12 protein-coding genes and 1 tRNA gene are annotated in these 18,338 nt (G+C 62.3%); 7 read left to right on the top strand and 6 right to left on the bottom strand.

Translation table 11 applies throughout. The annotated features are described in order from the left end of the window. Positions 1–167: 167 nt before the first annotated feature. A complete protein-coding gene (locus tag ACX3P1_RS02350) occupies positions 168–1,925 on the top strand; it encodes an outer membrane beta-barrel protein (RefSeq protein WP_459077934.1) in 1,758 nt (585 codons plus the stop codon). A gap of 51 nt (positions 1,926–1,976) precedes the next feature. Here the strand turns inward: ACX3P1_RS02350 and galU are convergent, their stop codons facing one another. Then, positions 1,977–2,846, bottom strand: coding sequence for a UTP--glucose-1-phosphate uridylyltransferase GalU (galU, locus tag ACX3P1_RS02345; protein ID WP_459077933.1), 870 nt, complete (start codon positions 2,844–2,846; stop codon positions 1,977–1,979). Between the two features lie 288 nt (positions 2,847–3,134). On the opposite strand from galU, the gene ACX3P1_RS02340 reads away from it, so the two are divergent. After that, positions 3,135–4,322 (top strand): lytic murein transglycosylase, encoded by a 1,188-nt coding sequence (locus ACX3P1_RS02340; protein WP_459078237.1) that lies wholly within the window; start codon positions 3,135–3,137, stop codon positions 4,320–4,322. A gap of 30 nt (positions 4,323–4,352) precedes the next feature. After that, on the top strand, positions 4,353–5,561 hold the full coding sequence (locus ACX3P1_RS02335) for an SGNH/GDSL hydrolase family protein (protein WP_459077932.1): 1,209 nt from the start codon (positions 4,353–4,355) through the stop codon (positions 5,559–5,561). Positions 5,562–5,580: 19 nt separating this feature from the next. On the opposite strand, the gene ACX3P1_RS02330 is transcribed toward ACX3P1_RS02335, so the two are convergent. Continuing rightward, complete coding sequence (locus ACX3P1_RS02330) at positions 5,581–7,035, bottom strand: glutamate synthase subunit beta (protein WP_459077931.1); 1,455 nt, start codon at positions 7,033–7,035, stop codon at positions 5,581–5,583. A 34-nt stretch (positions 7,036–7,069) separates the two neighbouring features. Beyond that, the gene (gene gltB / locus ACX3P1_RS02325; RefSeq protein WP_459077930.1) at positions 7,070–11,806 is read right to left on the bottom strand and encodes a glutamate synthase large subunit; all 4,737 of its coding nucleotides are present in this window, start codon (positions 11,804–11,806) and stop codon (positions 7,070–7,072) included. A 484-nt stretch (positions 11,807–12,290) separates the two neighbouring features. Here gltB and ACX3P1_RS02320 point away from each other — a divergent pair, with 484 nt between their 5' ends. Then, positions 12,291–13,343, top strand: a complete 1,053-nt coding sequence (locus tag ACX3P1_RS02320) for a threonine aldolase family protein (RefSeq protein WP_459077929.1) — start codon at positions 12,291–12,293, stop codon at positions 13,341–13,343. Positions 13,344–13,402: 59 nt separating this feature from the next. Here ACX3P1_RS02320 and ACX3P1_RS02315 read toward each other — a convergent pair whose 3' ends face one another. Further along, the gene (locus ACX3P1_RS02315) at positions 13,403–13,873 is read right to left on the bottom strand and encodes an Hsp20 family protein (RefSeq protein ID WP_459077928.1); all 471 of its coding nucleotides are present in this window, start codon (positions 13,871–13,873) and stop codon (positions 13,403–13,405) included. A 509-nt stretch (positions 13,874–14,382) separates the two neighbouring features. Here ACX3P1_RS02315 and ACX3P1_RS02310 point away from each other — a divergent pair. Next, on the top strand, positions 14,383–15,342 hold the full coding sequence (locus ACX3P1_RS02310) for an alpha/beta fold hydrolase (protein WP_459077927.1): 960 nt from the start codon (positions 14,383–14,385) through the stop codon (positions 15,340–15,342). Positions 15,343–15,344: 2 nt separating this feature from the next. Here ACX3P1_RS02310 and hisN read toward each other — a convergent pair whose 3' ends face one another. Then, positions 15,345–16,121 (bottom strand): histidinol-phosphatase, encoded by a 777-nt coding sequence (gene hisN, locus ACX3P1_RS02305; protein ID WP_459077926.1) that lies wholly within the window; start codon positions 16,119–16,121, stop codon positions 15,345–15,347. 92 nt (positions 16,122–16,213) lie between these two features. Further along, on the bottom strand, positions 16,214–17,128 hold the full coding sequence (locus tag ACX3P1_RS02300) for an N-formylglutamate amidohydrolase (RefSeq protein WP_459077925.1): 915 nt from the start codon (positions 17,126–17,128) through the stop codon (positions 16,214–16,216). A 188-nt stretch (positions 17,129–17,316) separates the two neighbouring features. On the opposite strand from ACX3P1_RS02300, the gene cpdR reads away from it, so the two are divergent. Beyond that, positions 17,317–17,679: a cell cycle two-component system response regulator CpdR gene (gene cpdR / locus ACX3P1_RS02295; RefSeq protein WP_459078236.1), complete on the top strand. Its 363-nt coding sequence runs from the start codon at positions 17,317–17,319 to the stop codon at positions 17,677–17,679. Positions 17,680–17,896: 217 nt separating this feature from the next. Further along, a tRNA-Val gene (locus tag ACX3P1_RS02290) sits at positions 17,897–17,971 on the top strand. The last annotated feature ends 367 nt before the right edge of the window (positions 17,972–18,338 follow it).

Here is an 18,338-nt window from a genome sequence, read left to right as displayed (position 1 = left end):
TCCAGGAACCCCAGATATTGCCATCGGCATGCGATTACTGCGTTGACGGCCTCCTGTCCAACGGAATTGGCCGGGCCCCGCACGCAAGCACGCTGTTCTCAACCCTCCATTAACCATCCCCATTTACGGTTCGGTAAGCATGGCGCGCGTGCGCCGCCGAGGTGACGATGCCGCGTACCCATTTCACAAGCCGAAGCGCCGGCGCAAGGCAGGCCGCTTTGGCGCTGCTGTTGACGACAAGCGCCCTGGCGTGGGCCGGCGCATCGTCGGCCTACGCCCAGCAATTGGGGCTGCGCGGTGAGGTTTCGGAAAATTCGGTCCAGCAGAACCGGATCATCACGGGTGCGGTTCCGGCGCGGCCGCAGGCCGGACAAGCCGTGACAGCGAATTCCGATGCGCTTCTTCCTCCCACCTACGTCCCGGCCAGCACCGGCGCCCTGACCGACCCCACCGACGACCCAACCGCGCCGGCCGCAGCCGACGATCCTTTTTCCGAACGCCCGGCAGCCGCTCCGAAGCGCCAATCGTCCGCCGCGACCAGAAATAGAAAAACCGACGAAGAAATCCCGGCCACGTCAAATGGCAAGCCAGCGCCGACCAAACGAGCGACGGCGGCCAACACAAATTCGACCGACCCAAATGCGACCGACACCGACCCGGCCGGCGACGAATTGCAGCAGCGCGCGAATCGGCGGGCTCGAACCGTCGACTATGACGACAGGCAGCAGCTCGATCCGGGCGTCGAGCGGACAGGCTCCATCGAAGGTGGGGACCGAAAGCCGGAAGAAGAAGACCCCTTCGCCGCCGTTGGCATCCGGGCCGGTTCTTTCATCCTGCGGCCAAGCCTCGAAGAGGGTGTCACGGCCACCTCGAACGCCGATTCGAGCTTCAACGGCTCCTCGGCGGTGCTGTCGGAAACGACGCTACGCCTCAACGCCGCATCCGACTGGAGAGAGAATTCCGCCAGCGCCGACGGCTATCTCACCTACCGCAAGACGCTGTCGGGCCAAAAGATCGACGATTTACGCGGCCGCGTCGAGGGAACGCTCAACATCGACCTGGCCAACGACCTGCGCGCCATCGCCAAGCTGGGTTATGAGGCGGCGCCGGAATCGGCATCCTCACCAGACGCCATCGAAGGAGCGATCTCGCAGCCCTTGCGCCAGACACTGGACGGCAGCCTCGGCATCGAAAAGGATGTCGGCAAGGCCCGGTTCGCCCTAACCGGCGCCGTTCAACACGACATCTATGGCGATGCCGAACTATCGTCGGGTGGAAGCCTTTCGCAAAAGGATCGGGATGCCACGCTCTATACGGCCAAGCTTCGCGGCGGCTACGAGATTTCGCCCGCACTGACACCCTTCGTCGAGGTGGAAACCGGCCGCCGGGTATATGGCCAGCGCATCGACAACAGCGGCTATGAACGTTCGGCGATACGGTTTGGCGCGAGCGCCGGCGTCGAACTCGACCTGGGCGAAAAGCTTGCCGGAGAATTTTCCGCTGGCTGGCTGCGCGACGCCATTGACGACGACCGGCTCGGGCCGGTCTCGGGCGCGACGGTGAACGCGGACTTGCGATGGTCGCCCGAGCGCGGCACCACGATCGGCCTTTCCGGCTCAACGATCGTCGAAGGCACGACAAATCCCGGAGAGAGCGGTTCGCTGCTTTACTCCAGCAGACTGTCGCTGGAACGGCAAATTCGCGACAATTTGACCGGCAATGCCGCGCTGGGGGTCGACTGGCGGCGCTATGTCGGATCGGACGCGCGCGACCGGACGCTGAGCGCCGAGGCGAGCCTGACATGGTGGCTGAACCGCTATGCCGGCCTGACGACGCGCGCGCGGACAGAAAAGCTGACCAGCAACCTGCCTGGGCGCGATGCAACCACCAACAGCATCTTCGTCGGGCTGAAGCTGCAGCGCTAGGGCGGCGGCCGGGATTATCCCCCCGCCGCGCTAGCCCTTCCCGGACCTGATTTAGTCGAGAAGCTTGCGGATAACGTCGCGCATGCTTTCCTTGGTATCGGAGCGGGCCAGCGCGAAGGCGACGTTTGCCTCGACGAACCCTTCCGGAGAGCCGCAATCGAAGGTTCGGCCCCGATAGTGATAGCCATAGAACGCCTTCTGGGCCTGGAGCTTCAGCATGCCGTCGGTAAGCTGGATTTCGTTGCCCGCGCCGCGTTCCTGGTCGGCCAGTATGTCGAATATCTGCGGCTGCAGGATGTAGCGCCCATTGATATAGAGATTGGACGGCGCGGTTCCCGGCTTCGGCTTTTCGACCATGCCGCTGATGCGAAAACCGCTGTGAACGTCTTCGCCTTTGCCGACGATGCCGTATTTGTCCGTATCGGCCGGATCGCATTCCTCGACCGCGATAATGCTGCCGCCGGTCTGGTTGTAGAGGTCGACCATATCCTTCATGCAGCCATGCTCCGGCAGCGTGATCATGTCGGGCAAAAGCAGGGCGAACGGCTCGTCGCCGACCAGTTCGCGCGCGCACCACACGGCGTGCCCGAGACCGAGCGGCTCCTGCTGGCGGGTGAAACTCGTCTGCCCCGCCTTCGGCTGGAGCGCGTCCAGTTTTGCCAGCTGCGCCGTCTTGCCGCGCTGGTTCAGCGTGTGATTCAACTCGAACTGGATATCGAAGTGATCCTCGATGACCCCCTTGTTGCGTCCGGTGACGAAAATGAAATGTTCGATGCCGGCATCGCGCGCCTCGTCGACGACATACTGGATGACCGGCCGGTCAACTACGGTCAGCATTTCCTTCGGTATCGCCTTGGTGGCTGGAAGAAAGCGAGTGCCCAGACCTGCGACCGGAAAAACTGCCTTGCGAACTTTTTTCATGCGTTTGATTATCCGTTTCTGGAGGCTCTTCGGCAAATCCATTTGTCGATGCCACGGCCAAACCTTTCGGACGGCCTTTCAGGCGATAGTGTCATGCCGAAATTGAGGATTACTGAACAGCGGAGCATTGGTCGTTCACCGACAATAATCACTTTTGCATCTTTTCGTTCCCCAGCCCGCCTATGGTAAACTAATTCATAACCTGCATGGGCCATGACTGACCTTTCCCGGATAGAGAAGGAGGAAAAAGTGCCCCCTTGCAACGCAACCAGACGTTTCTCGCGCACGATGACGGCCATCGGCCTCTCGCTCGCCATACTGATGCCTTCCACCTCGGCATTTGCCGATGCCGGCTTCCGCCAGTGGGTAGCCGGGTTCCGCGCGACGGCGATCCAGCATGGCGTTTCCGGCAAGACTTACGATCAGGCTTTCAGAAACATCAAGGATATCGACCCCGTCGTCCTGGAGAAGGCACGCTACCAGCCTGAATTCACCGCGCCCGCATGGGATTATTTCGACAACCGGGTTCAGGACCACTCGATTGCCGTCGGCCAGGAAATGGCGCGCAAGTGGAAGCCCTGGCTCGACCGCATCGAGAAAAGATTCGGGGTAGACCGCTACATATTGCTCGCCATCTGGTCGATGGAATCGAACTATGGCGAAATCCTCAAGCGCGACGACGTCATGCGCAATGTTGTGCGCTCGCTGGCGACGCTCGGCTATGCGGACAAGCGGCGCGCCAAATTCGCGCGCACGCAGTTGATTGCCGCGCTGAAAATCCTGCAGACCGGCGACATCGACGAAAGTCATCTCAGCGGCTCCTGGGCCGGCGCCATGGGACACACGCAGTTCATCCCGACCAGCTACCAGGCCTACGCCGTCGATATGGACGGCAACGGCCGGCGCGACATCTGGACCTCGGTTCCCGATGCGCTGGCGACCGCTGCAAATCTTCTGCACAAGAATGGCTGGCAGACCGGCAGGACATGGGGCTACGAGGTGGAATTGCCTGCGGGACGCAAATTCCCCAGCGGTTCGATGTCGGTCGCTAAATGGGAAGCGCTGGGCCTCACCCGCGCCAACGGAAAGCCTTTCACGAGCAAATCCGACAGCGCGGTACTGAAGGTGCCGGACAGCCGTAGCGGGCCGGCATTCCTGATGATCAAGAACTTTTCCGTCATCAAGCGCTACAACAACGCCGACAAATATGCGATGGCCGTCGGCCTGCTTGCCGATCAGATTGCCGGCTATGGCGGGCTGGTGCAGGACTGGAACCGGCCCTTCACCAAGCTGTCGTTCGAGGAACGCCAGGAACTTCAGCAAAGACTGTCGGAACACGGCTATTATGACGGCAAATTCGACGGCAAGATTGGCAGCGGATCGAAAGCCGCCATATTGGCCTACCAGGCAAAGGCAGGCCTGACCCCCGATGGGCATCCGAGCATGGAAGTGCTCAAATGGCTGCGCAAGCGGTAGGAGCGTTCGCTCCCGATACGGAGGAAGGACGTGGGGCCGGCTTTACGCATTAGAGCGACGCATCGCGCGTTACCGATCCTCGTTCTGGCACTCGTTGTCCTGGGCATCGCCGTTGCCGGTACGTTTTCCAGGCCGGCCATGGCCCAGGAGCAGGGCTGGTCCCTGCGCGACCTCCTGTTCCCGCGCAAGAGCCAGCGCGTACAGCCCCTGGACCGGTTTCCTGCTCCGCCAAAGGCGAAAAAGAGGCGGGTCGAGCGTCAGCCGGCGGTCGTCGAAACGCCTGCCGTGGAAAAGGCGCCGGATGCGCGCACGGTGCTGGTCGTCGGCGATTTCATGGCCTCCGGGCTGGCCGACGGCCTGGAACAGGCCTTCGAAGAAAATCCGAGCGTCGCCATCGTCAACCGCAGCAACGGCTCTTCCGGCTTCGTGCGCGACGATTATTACGATTGGCCCAAGCAGATCGGCAGCGTGATCGCCGAAGCAAAGCCTGCCGCGATCATCGTCATGATAGGGTCCAACGACCGCCAGCAGATGCAGATCGGCGAGGCGCGCGAATCCCCTCGCTCCGAAGCGTGGACCAAGGAATATGAAGCGCGCACGCAAGCGTTCGGCAAGGCGATCGCATCGAGCAAGGTGCCGCTTCTCTGGGTCGGCATGCCGTCGTTCAAGAATGCCAGGATGACCTCGGACATGCTGGCGTTCAACGACATCTATCGCGAGGCCGCGCAAGCGGGCGGCGGCGCGTTCATCGATATCTGGGATGGCTTTGCCGACGAAAACGGCGCCTTCGTCATCACCGGGCCGGATATGAACGGCCAGCCTGTGCGCCTGCGCTCCGACGACGGCATCAACGTGACCAAGGCCGGCAGGCGCAAGCTCGCCTTCTATGTCGAAAAGCCCCTGACCAAGATACTCGGACTGGGGTCGCCAACCGATTCAGGCACAGGCACGCCCCCCGCGGGCGAACCAGTCAAGACGCCCGAGGCCGGAACGCCGCCTGCCGCCATCGACAGGACCGTTCCCATGTTGCTGAGCGACCCGGCGCTTGACGGCGGTACCGAACTGCTCGGCGCGGCAATGCCTAGCCACGATGGAAAAATTCCGGGCGAGACGACAGCGATTTCAGGCCACGGGCCCAGCGTGCCACCGGGCCGCGCCGACGATTTCTCATGGCCGCCCAACGGCAAAACCGACGTGACGGCCGCTCCACGCCGAACGACAACGGCAAGCACGCCCTGACGACGTAGAACCGATGCTGTTAGCGCGGCAGGACGCTTTCTCCCATCAGCGCCTCGTCGATGGAGCGCGCCGCCTGGCGGCCCTCACGGATAGCCCAGACCACCAGCGATTGGCCCCGACGGACATCGCCCGCCGCGTAAAGCCTGTCGACGCTGGTGCGGTAGTCGCGTTCGTTCGCGGCCACATTGTTCGAACGGCGGTTGTCGGCGGCAATCCTCATCTGGCCGTCCAGTTCCGAAACCACGCCCTTACTGAGCGGCCCGGCGAAACCGATGGCGATGAAGGCGAGATCGGCGCGGATGACGAATTCGGAGCCTGCGACCGGCTTGCGCGCCTCATCCACCTCGCAGCAACGAACGCCGGTAAGCTGCCCTTCTTCGCCGATGAACTCCAGCGTCGCCACCTGGAACTCGCGCTCGGCGCCTTCGGCCTGGCTGGAGGACGTGCGCATCTTGGTCGCCCAGTAGGGCCAGACCGCCAGCTTGTCTTCCTTCTCGGGCGGTTGCGGGCGGATGTCCAGTTGGGTAACGCGAACTGCGCCCTGACGAAATGCCGTTCCCACGCAGTCGGACGCGGTATCGCCGCCACCGACGACGACGACATGCTGGCCGCCGGCGTAAATCGCCTCCGAAGGCCAGGCGACCGACTGGATATCCTCGCCGCCGATGCGCTTGTTCTGCTGCACGAGATAGGGCATCGCATCATGCACGCCCTGCAGGTCGTCGCCCGGAATGCCGGCCGCGCGCGGCGTTTCCGAGCCGCCGCAATACAGCACCGCGTCGTATTCGGCGAGCAGTTCCGACACGGGCTTGTCGACCCCGACATTGACGCCACAATGGAAAGAAACCCCCTCGCCGCCCATCTGCTCGATGCGCCGGTCGATGAAATGTTTTTCGATCTTGAAGTCGGGGATACCGTAGCGCATCAGCCCGCCCGGCCGGCTCTCGCGCTCATAGACATGCACTTCGTGCCCGACGCGGCCAAGCTGCTGGGCCGCCGCCATGCCGGCCGGCCCCGAGCCGATGATGGCTACGCGCTTGCCCGTCTTCTGTGCCGGCGGATAGGGGCGGATATGCCCGGTCTCATAGGCCTTGTCGGCCAGCGCCTGCTCGATGGTCTTGATAGCGACCGGGTTGTCTTCGAGGTTCAGCGTGCAGGCTTCCTCGCAGGGCGCCGGGCAGATGCGGCCGGTGAACTCCGGGAAATTATTGGTCGAATGCAAATTGCGGATCGCGTTGTCCCAATCGCCTTGATAGACGAGGTCGTTCCAGTCCGGGATCTGGTTGTGCACCGGGCAACCTGTCGGCCCATGGCAATAGGGCACGCCGCAATCCATGCAGCGCGCCGCCTGTTTCTCGACCTCCTTGTCCGACATCGGCAGCGTGAACTCGCGAAAATGCCGGATGCGGTCGGAAGCCGGCTGGTACTTGTGTACCTGCCGGTCGATTTCGAGGAAGCCCGTTACCTTGCCCATGTCAAACTCTTCTTCGTAAGCCGATGTGCTTTCACTATTCCGCCGCCACGCCCATGCGCGAGCGCTCCATCTCGATCAGGGCGCGGCGATATTCGACCGGCATGATCTTGCGGAATTTCGGCCTGAAACTCACCCAATCGTCGAGGATTTCTCTGGCCCGTTTCGAGCCTGTGTAGTGCACATGGTTGGAGATGAGCTGGTAAAGCCGCTCCTCGTCATGGCTGGTCATGTCGCCGGAAACGTCGACGCGGCCCTTGTGGTCGAGGTCGCCGCCATGGTGGAGCAGCTTCTCCATCAGATCGTCTTCCTCGGGAACCGGCTCCAGTTCGACCATCGCCATGTTGCAGCGTTCGGCGAAGTCGCCCGCCTCGTCCAGCACATAGGCGACGCCGCCCGACATGCCGGCAGCGAAGTTGCGGCCGGTCTGGCCGATGACGACGACGATGCCGCCGGTCATGTATTCGCAGCCATGGTCGCCGACGCCCTCGACGACGGCCGCGACACCCGAATTGCGCACGGCGAACCGTTCCCCCGCAACGCCGCTGAAATAGGCCTCGCCCTCGGTCGCGCCGTAGAGGACAGTATTGCCGACGATGATGGATTCTTCGGCGCGAATTTTGCTGTTTTCCGGCGGCCGTATGACGAGCCGACCGCCCGAAAGCCCCTTGCCGACATAGTCGTTGGCCGCCCCTTCCAGTTCGAAAGAAATGCCCCGCGCCAGAAACGCCCCGAACGACTGCCCGGCGGTGCCGGAAAACTTCACCGAAATCGTATCCTCGCGCAGGCCCTTATGCCCGAAGCGCCTGGCGACTTCGCCCGACAACATCGCGCCGACTGATCGGTCGACATTGCGCACCGGCACCTCGATGCGCACCGGCTGTCTGGCCTCAAGCGCGGGCTTGGCCAGTTCGATCAGCTTGCGGTCGAGAACATCGTCGATCGGATGCTTCTGGCGTTCGGTCCAGTGGGTCTGCTCAGCCGGCAAGTCCAGCTTGAAGAACATTTTTGAGAAATCGAGACCCCGCGCCTTCCAATGCTCGATCAGCGCCTTCTTTTCCAGCAGGTCGGTGTCGCCGATAATCTGGTCGAGATGGGTGAAGCCCATTTCGGCAAGCAGTTCGCGCACTTCTTCGGCAACGTAGAAGAAGAAGTTGATGACGTGCTCGGGCGTACCCTTGAAGCGCTTGCGCAGCACCGGGTCCTGCGTCGCCACGCCCACCGGGCAGGTGTTCAGATGGCACTTGCGCATCATGATGCAGCCGGCGGCAATCAGCGGTGCGGTGGCAAAGCCGAACTCATCCGCGCCCAGAAGCGCGCCGATCACCACGTCGCGCCCGGTGCGCAGGCCGCCGTCCACCTGCAAGGCGACGCGCGAGCGCAAGCCGTTCAGCACCAGCGTCTGATGCGTCTCGGCAAGACCCATCTCCCACGGACTGCCCGCATGTTTCAGCGACGTCATCGGCGACGCGCCGGTGCCGCCGTCATAGCCGGAAATGGTGATGTGGTCGGCGCGCGCCTTGGCGACGCCGGCGGCGACCGTGCCGACGCCGACCTCGGACACCAGCTTGACCGAAACATCGGCAGCCGGATTGACGTTCTTCAAATCGTAGATCAGCTGCGCCAGATCCTCGATGGAATAGATGTCGTGGTGCGGCGGCGGCGAAATCAGGCCGACGCCGGGCGTCGAATGGCGCACCTTGGCAATCGTCGCATCGACCTTGTGGCCGGGCAGCTGCCCGCCCTCGCCGGGCTTTGCCCCTTGAGCCACCTTGATCTGCATCATGTCGGAGTTGACGAGATATTCCGCCGTCACGCCGAAGCGGCCCGACGCCACCTGTTTGATCGCCGAACGCTCCGGATTGGCCCCGCCGCCCGGCAGCGGCTTGTAGCGATCGGCTTCCTCGCCGCCCTCGCCCGTGTTTGACTTGCCGCCGATGGCGTTCATGGCGCGGGCCAGCGTGGTGTGCGCCTCGCGGCTGATGGAGCCGAACGACATCGCCCCGGTCGAGAAGCGCTTGACGATTTCGCTGGCCGGCATCACCTCATCCAGCGAAACCTTGGTGCGGCCCGTTTCCTCGGCGTTTTTGATGCGGAACAGGCCGCGTATGGCGTGAGCATTCACGACCGCATCGTCGACCTGCGCCGAAAACGCCTTGAACGTCTCCCACGAACCCTGCCGCACCGCGTGCTGCAAGGTAGCGACGGCATCCGGCGTCCAGGCATGGGCTTCGCCGCGCATGCGGAAAAGATAATCGCCACCGACATCGAGCGTATTGCGCAGCAGCGGATCGTCGCCGAACGCCGAGGCATGGCGCTTGACCGTTTCGGTCGCGATCTGCTCCAGGCCCACGCCCTCGATCAGCGTCGCCGTGCCGGTGAAATACTTGTCCACGAACTCGGACCTGAGGCCGATGGCATCGAATATCTGTGCGCCGCAATAGGACTGGTAGGTCGAGATGCCCATCTTGGACATGACCTTGAGAATACCCTTGCCGATGGACTTGATGTAGCGCGACACCAGTTCGCCGGCATCCACCTCGGGCGGAAACGCCCCGTTCTTGTGCATGTCGGCCAGCGTATCGAAGGCGAGATACGGATTGATCGCCTCCGCGCCATAGCCGGCAAGGCAGCAGAAATGGTGGATTTCGCGTGGTTCGCCGGATTCCACCACCAGCCCGACCGAGGTGCGCAACCCCTTGCGGATCAGATGATGATGCACGGCCGCCGTCGCCAGCAGCGTCGGGATGTCGATGCGGTCCGGCCCGATCTGGCGGTCGGACAGGATGATGATGTTGTAGCCGCCGGCGACCGCCGCCTCGGCCCGCTCGCACAGCCGCTCGACCGCCGCCTCCATGCCACCAGCCCCTTCGCTGGCCGAATAGGTGATGTCGATGGTCTTGGTATCGAAGCGCTCTTCGGTATGACCGATGGAGCGTATTTTCTCCAGATCGGCATTGGTCAGGATCGGCTGGCGCACCTCCAACCGCTTGCGGCGTGATGAGCCGACCAGGTCGAAAATATTCGGGCGCGGGCCGATGAAGGACACCAGGCTCATCACCAGTTCCTCGCGGATCGGATCGATCGGCGGGTTGGTGACCTGGGCAAAATTCTGCTTGAAATAGGTGTAGAGCATCGTCGGCCGATCCGACATCGCCGCGATCGGCGTATCGGTGCCCATCGAGCCGATCGCTTCCTGGCCGGTAGTCGCCATCGGCGACATCAACAGCTTCAGGTCTTCCTGCGTGTAGCCGAAGGCCTGCTGGCGATCGAGCAGGGACACGTCGCGGCGCAGCGCGCGCGGCTCGACCGGGTTCAAATCCTCGAGGATGAGCTGCGTATTGGAAAGCCACGTCTTGTAGGGATGCCGGGTCGCGATCTCCGACTTGATCTCGTCGTCGGAAACGATACGGCCCTTGACGAGATCGATCAGCAGCATCTTGCCCGGCTGCAAGCGCCACTTCTTGACGATCTTCTCTTCCGGCACGTCGAGAACGCCGGCTTCCGACGCCATGATGACGCGGTCGTCGTCGGTGACGATGTAGCGGGCTGGGCGCAGGCCGTTGCGGTCGAGCGTAGCGCCGATCTGGCGACCATCCGTAAAGGCCACTGCCGCCGGGCCGTCCCACGGCTCCATCAGGGCTGCGTGGTATTCGTAGAACGCCTTGCGGTCGCTGCCCATGAGCTTGTTGCCGGCCCAGGCTTCGGGGATCAGCATCATCATCGCATGTGCGAGGCTGTAGCCGCCCTGGAACAGGAATTCGAGCGCATTGTCGAAGCAGGCGGTGTCCGACTGGCCTTCGTAGGAGATCGGCCACAGCTTGGAAATGTCGTTGCCGAAGAGTTCCGAATCGACCGACGCCTGCCGCGCGGCCATCCAGTTGTTGTTGCCGCGAACCGTGTTGATCTCGCCATTATGCGCGACCATGCGGTAGGGATGCGCCAGCTTCCAGGACGGGAAGGTGTTGGTCGAAAAACGCTGGTGAACGAGGATCAGCGCCGTTTCGAAACGCGGATCGGCCAGGTCCTTGTAGTAGGACCCGACCTGATAGGCCAAAAACATGCCCTTGTAGACGATGGTCCGCGCCGACAGCGATACGCAATAAGCGCCGATATCCTTGTTGTCGTTCTCCGCATAGATGCGGCCGGAAATGACCTTGCGCAGCAGATAAAGCCGCGCCTCATATTCCTCGTCATTGTCGATATCGGGCGTGCGCCCGATGAAGACCTGACGGTGAAACGGCTCTGCCGCGACGATTTCCGGGGCCTTGGACAGCGCCGAATTATCGACCGGCACATCGCGGAACCCGATAAGCGGCAGGCCTTCCGACTGGGCCGATTCGCGGATGATCTCGTTGATATGCTCGCGCAAAGCCGCATCCTGCGGCATGAACCAGTGGCCGACGCCATACTGCCCCTCGGGAGGCAGTTCGATGCCCTGCCCGGCCAGTTCCTCGCGGAAAAAGCGGTCGGGAACCTGCACCAGCAGGCCCGCGCCATCGCCCATCAGCGGATCGGCCCCGACAGCGCCGCGATGCGTCAGGTTTTCGAGCATGGCCAGGCCGTCGACGACAATACCGTGCGACTTCACGTTCTTCATGTTGGCGATGAAGCCGACGCCGCAGCCATCGTGCTCGCGGCTGGGGTGATAGAGACCCTGCGCGGCCATTCCGTCCGTGGTTCGCAAGGCGGTGCGCAAAGGGGGGTGTTTGACGGTTGTCGCTTTCGTCTGCGCGGCCTGGCCGTTCGTCGCAGAAAGCGTCAACTTCGTCATGTCCTCATCCTTTTCGGTCGGCCGCTGGCTGCGTCAGGAAGCATCGGCTTCCCCCAAAATCTGCGGCACGAATTGCGAAACTCAACGTCTACAGCGGCGGTCCATTACGCGAACCCGACTGAACATCCCGCCGGCCATGGCGTGGCCGAAGACAGGTCGGTCGCTGCGCGCTGCTCTCGACAAACTGCCAAGACGAAGATGATACGCCAAGGAAGTCTGTAGCGGGCGATTAAATAAGACAGCAATGCTGTCCTAAATTTATGACAGAATTGGAAACCCCGCACAAGACCGTTTCGTAAAAATCTTGAGGCGTCCGCGAACGAAAATTGCGTGACCCGCCGCGGTCCTGAAATTATTTGCCGATGCCATCCGCCGCGCGCCTTTGGCTTCATGGATTTTTTGCCGCCTGGCTCTTGCGGCTTCGCGCCCAAACCCATCAATGTCGCGGCGAATTTCGTGTTCCCTCATCCAGGCAGATACATCCATGTTTTTCGCTTCCGACAATTGGGCCGGCGCCCACCCGAAGATCGCAGCCGGCCTTGCCGATAACGCCGCCGGCTTTTCCACCGCCTATGGCGACGGCGATCTCGACCGCGCCGTCTACGAGCGTTTCAGTGAGATCTTCGAGCGGGAAGTCGCGGTGTTTTTCGTGGCGACCGGCACGGCAGCCAATTCGCTGTCACTGGCCACCTACAACAAGACCGGCGGCTTTTCGCTGTGCCACCGCGAATCGCATGTCATGGAAGACGAATGCGGCGCCCCGGAATTCTTCATGGGCGGATCGCGGCTGCTGCCCGTCGCCGGCGCGCTCGGACGGATCGACCCGAAGAAACTGGAACAGGCGCTGACCCGCCTCGCCCCGGAAGTCGTCCACACCGGCCGACCGGCTGCGGTCACGATCACCCAGTCGACGGAAAGCGGGACGGTCTACAGCCTCGACGCCATCGCCGAAATCTCGGCGCTCGCCAAGCGGCATAAGTTGCCGCTGCACATGGACGGAGCGCGCTTCGCCAACGCGATGGTCTCGCTGGGAACGACGCCCGCCGAAATGACCTGGAAGCGCGGCGTCGATATTTTGTCCTTCGGCGGCACCAAGAACGGTTGCTGGTGCGCCGAGGCGGTGGTGCTTTTCGACCTCGACAAGGACAAGGAACTGACTTTCCTGCGCAAGCGCGCCGCGCAGCTTTTCTCGAAATCGCGCTTCATCGCCGCGCAGTTCGACGCCTATTTCAAGGACGGCCTGTGGCTGGAAACCGCCCGCCATGCCAATGCCATGGCGGTGCGCCTTGCAGCAGCAATCGAGAATTCCTCCGCCGCCCGGCTGGCCTGGCAACCGCAGGCGAACGAAGTGTTCGCGGTGTTGAAGAAAGAAAATGCCGAAAAGATGCTGGCGGCAGGGGCCGCCTTCTACGATTGGCACGCACCGGCAGGCTTCGAAGGCCCGCTCGGGGAAGACGAGGGCCTCTATCGTTTCGTCGCAAGCTTTGCCACGAAAGCCGACGATGTCGACAAGCTCGGCCATCTGCTCGCCAAATAAGAAGAGGGCGGCGCATCGCTGCGCCACCCTCTCGTCTCGGGAGGAGACGGTGGTATCCGTTACGCGGCTGCCTTGGCCTCGATCTGCCTGGCCTTCGCCGGGGTCGAAGTGATCGCGATCTTGCGCGGCTTCAGTTCCTCGGGAATGTTGCGCTTGAGGTCGACGTAAAGCAGGCCGTTCTTCAGCACCGCGCCGGTGATGTCGACATGGTCGGCAAGCTGGAACCGGCGCTCGAACGCGCGGCTGGCAATACCGCGATAGAGCAGTTCGCTGCCCTCGTCGTCGGTCTCTTCCTTGCGCTCACCCTTGACGGTCAGCACATTGCGGTGCGCTTCGATCGAAATCTCGTCTTCAGAAAAACCCGCTACCGCCATCGAAATCCGATAGGCGTCCTCGCCGGTCTTCTCGATGTTGTAGGGCGGATAGGTCTGCGCGCCGCCATCGGGCTGGGCCAGCGAATCGAGAATGGTGAACAACCGGTCAAAGCCGACGGTCGAGCGATAAAGTGGGGAAAAATCAACATGACGCATGGTCTGTTCTCCTGGTGAGCAACATGGTTTGCGATTGGCCTTTGCCGAACCCGTCAACGGCGTTTCGGCTGGACCAGCGGCCCCTATAGCGGCTGCCGCAGGAGACATTTGGGGGGCGCCAAGCGCCTTTTCAAGATTTCCCCGACAGCAAAATTCCCGACAGGCGCGCGCCTTCGATGAACGGCGAATGAACCACTGCTTCGGGTTGCGTTCAGCGGGACCGCGCTAGATTGGCCTCGACATCAACGAACAAGCGGTGCCGCAAACCACCGCGAAGAGGCCGGTCCGGGTGTAACGTCCCTTCCCCTGGATCGACAGAGGCCGGAAGCGCACCGCAGGTCGCTTCCGGCCTTGCTTGTCTGGCACTGTGAGCGAGCGTCGGGATAACCCGAAAACCGGCAACCCCTTTCGGTCCGACGCTCAAAGTCCATTTGCTTTTGGCTGGTTTGCTTTCTATCACCATGGCAGGCCTGTCGACGCACAGGCGCAGATGCCAGCCGAAGCGTTGAATGACGGACATTTTCCACGAAATCCCCGGCAATCCGACGCCCAAGAAAGCGACAACCGGCTTTCTCACCGCGCGTGACGGGAAAAAAATCCGCTACGCGCATTTCGCAGCCACCGGCCGCCCGATGAAGGGAACCGTGGTCATCCTTCCCGGCCGCAACGAATGCATCGAGAAATATTTCGAGACGATCCGCGATCTGTCCGGCAGGGGGCTGGGCAGCGCCCTGATCGATTGGCGCGGGCAAGGTGATTCAGATCGCCTGGTACGCGACCGCCAACGCGGCCATGTAAGGCGTTTTTCGGATTACGGCGACGATCTCGAACAATTCTTCGAGGAAATCGTGCTGCCCGACTGTCGCGGCCCCTACTATATCCTCGCCCATTCGGCCGGAGCGCTGATCGCGCTGCTGGCGGCCCCTTCCATGGTCAACCGGGTTCGCCGCATGGTGCTGATCGCACCGTTCCTGGCATTACCCGGCCAGCGGGTCTCGACAAAGACCATGCGCCGCGTCACGACGGTTCTTTGGCTGCTTGGCCTTGGGCGGCTGTACGCCGCGTGGGGGCCACGCCAAAAGGGCGGGACGCCGTTCGAGGTGAACAAGGTGACGTCCGATCCGGCGCGATATGCGCGCAACACCCTGCTTTACGAAACCTGGCCACAATTGGCGCTCGGCGGGCCGACCATCGGCTGGTTGAGGGCCGCCAGCAAGGCTTCCGGCATCGTGTCTGCTCCAGAGTTCATGGCCGCCATCAACGTCCCCACGCTGGTCATTGCCGCCGGTGCCGATCGGGTCGTCTCGACGCGCGCCGTCGAAGCCTATGCAAGGCGTCTGCGCCTTGGCGCGCTGCTGACAATCGACGGCGCCGCCCATGAAATCCTGCAGGAAGCCGATCTTTACCGCGAGCAATTTTTCGCCGCTTTCGACGCTTTCATACCCGGCACCGACGACGGTACTTTGTAGGCTCAGCCCCGCAACGCGGCCATCGCGGCGGCATGCAGTTCGGGCGTAGCTGCCGCCAGTATATCGCCGCCCTTTTCCGCCGGCCCGCCCTCGAAGGTGGTGATGACGCCGCCCGCCTTCTCGATGATCGGGATCAGCGCGACAATGTCGTAGGGTTTCAGGCCGGGATCGACGACAAGATCGACGCTGCCCGACGCCACCATGGCGAAGGCGTAGCAATCGGTGCCGTAGCGCGCCAGTTGCACCTGGCGCTCGAGACCGTCGTAGATCGCCCGCTTTTCCTTGCCTTTGAACAGCGCCGGCGTCGTGGTGAACAAGGTCGCATCGGCAAGACGCGTCGTTTTGCGCGTGGCAAGCTTTCGCGGACCGCCCGGTCCCTCATAATGCGAGCCGGAGGCGTTGGCGTAGAAAAGCTCGCCCGTGAAGGGTTGCGACATCATGCCGGCGACCGCATCACCGTCCACCGTCAGCCCGACCAGCGTTCCCCACACCGGCAGCCCGGAAATATAGGCGCGGGTGCCGTCGATCGGATCGATGACCCAGACATGCCGGCTGCTGATGTTCTCGCTGCCGTGCTCTTCACCCAGAATGCCATGATCGGGAAACTCCGCATTGATCAGCGCGCGGATGACGCGCTCCGCCTCCCGGTCGGCTTCCGTCACCGGATCGAAGCTGCCCTGCTCCTTGTTGGACACCACGCCCTGCTTTCGAAAACGAGGCAACGTCTCGGCTGCGGCCGCCTGTGCGAGGCGGCGCATGAAATCGGTGGATATATCCAATTCTTGTCTCCTGAATACTGCCGAACGAAGCGCCTTCGGTGTGCCGTGAACGCTCCGACTTGTCTGCGTGAATGATCCGTAAAAGAACTCGCTTATTCCGCGGCCAGCGGCAGATCCAGGAAATAGGCATCGGGCAGCGCCATCAGGTCAGCGCTAAACCGCGCCAGATCGTCAGCCAGCGCGTCGAAGCCGACCGACTTCTGCAAGGTCCGCTCGTTCATGTACAGACCGCGATTGACCTCGATCTGCAAGGCGTGGAGGTGGCGGGCCGGCCGGCCGTAATGCTCGGTAATGAAACCGCCGGCGTAAGGCTTGTTGAGCGCAACGCTGTAGCCCATGGCGGAAAGCATGTTGATCGCCGCGTCGGAAAATGCGGTCGAGGCTGAAGTTCCGAAACGGTCGCCGATGATGAAATCGGGTCGGGCGCCATTGTCGCCGACGCGAATACTGGCGGGCATGGAATGGCAATCGACCAGGACGGCGAAGCCGAAGGCGGCATGCGTCCTCGTCAACAGCCGCTTCAGCGTTTCATGAAAGGGCTTGTAGATCGCCTCGATGCGCTCGACCGCCTCGGCGAGCGGCAGGCGACCGGCATAAATGTCGAGCCCCTCGCCGACCAGCTTCGGCACCGTACCCAGACCGCCGGCGACACGTGCGGAGCGGATGTTGCAATAGGAGGGTACCGGCTCGGCGAACATGCGCGGATCGAGTTCCCACGGCTCGCGGTTGACGTCCAGATAAGCGCGCGGGAAATTCGCCGCCAGCAGCGGCGCGCCGAGCGGCACGACGCTGCCGAACAACTCGTCGACGTAACAATCCTCCGAACGGCGGATCGCGCTGCGGTCAAGCCGCGCCATGGCGAGGAACCGTTCGGGATAATGGCGGCCGCTATGCGGCGAACTGAAGATGAAGGGAACGCGCTGTTCGGCGCTCGCCCTGATTTCAAAGGGCGCTATGCCCGAAAAATCCTCGGCTGCCGTGTTCAATTGAAGCCTACCCGCATACATCCAGACACTATCGCCGGACCGTGCCACCTCACCGGGCACATGTCCAGTTTTTCAACGGCCAGAGCCAGCTTGAAGCGCTTGCCTTCTGGCTCATCATTCACTTGATCTTTACCGTCGGCAATTCATATACAGGATGGTTAACGGGTTCGCGCAGCAGCAACCCTGATCTGTGATTCGGACGGGACATGATGACACGCATTCTTCTGGCGGAAGACGATGACGACATGCGCCGTTTTCTGGTGAAGGCGCTGGAGCGCGCCGGCTACCATGTCAGCGATTTCGACAATGGCGCGAGCGCCTATGAGCGCCTGCGCGAGGAACCCTTCTCGCTGTTGCTGACGGACATCGTCATGCCGGAAATGGACGGGATAGAACTGGCGCGACGCGCGACCGAGATCGATCCCGATCTTAAGGTGATGTTCATCACCGGCTTCGCGGCGGTCGCTCTCAACCCGGATTCCAAGGCGCCGAAAGACGCCAAGGTGCTGTCCAAGCCCTTCCACCTTCGCGACCTCGTCAACGAAGTCGAGAAGATGCTGCAAGCCGCCTGACCTGAGGCACGCCACCCCTGAACGGATCGACGCGCCGCGCTTCAAGCCCTGGTTGTGGTGCATAGCGTTGCCCCGAAACCAGTGGGCACGTTCGGGCGGCATGCATTATTCCATCGCGTTCCAGGCCGCATTTGCGCCAGCCTGACGAACCGCGCTTCTTTCCTCTCCGCAGCTATTGACGCATTGCACCAAAAGTGGTGTAAGCCCGGCGTCGGATGGGCGTGTAGCTCAGCGGGAGAGCACTGCATTGACATTGCAGGGGTCACAGGTTCAATCCCTGTCACGCCCACCATCCAGACCATCTAAGATAGCCTCAGTGCTTCCCTCGTCGGACCTTTGATCCTCCCGAAAAGGTTGATAAATCAACTGCTTGCGCAGTCTACGACCTTTCCTAAAGCTACACAACCCATCCGACGCCGGGCTTACACCACTTTTGGTTCGACGCCGAGAAAACCAGCCGTGCCTTCGATCTGTTGTGACACAGGTGTGACAGAGCTTGCCTAGCGGGTGCCTGACGGACGCCTGACCTTGCCACCGCTGGGAGAGACACCCCCCGGCAGCAGGGGGGACGTACCCCCATGTTGACCTTAGACCCTAAACTTCCTCCATGTTTTGGTAGAGTCCGCCCACTTTTGGAGACGGACAATGAAGCGCAGCAG

Source organism: Mesorhizobium sp. A623, assembly GCF_054489405.1.
This window is presented reverse-complemented; position numbering and strand designations above follow the sequence as displayed.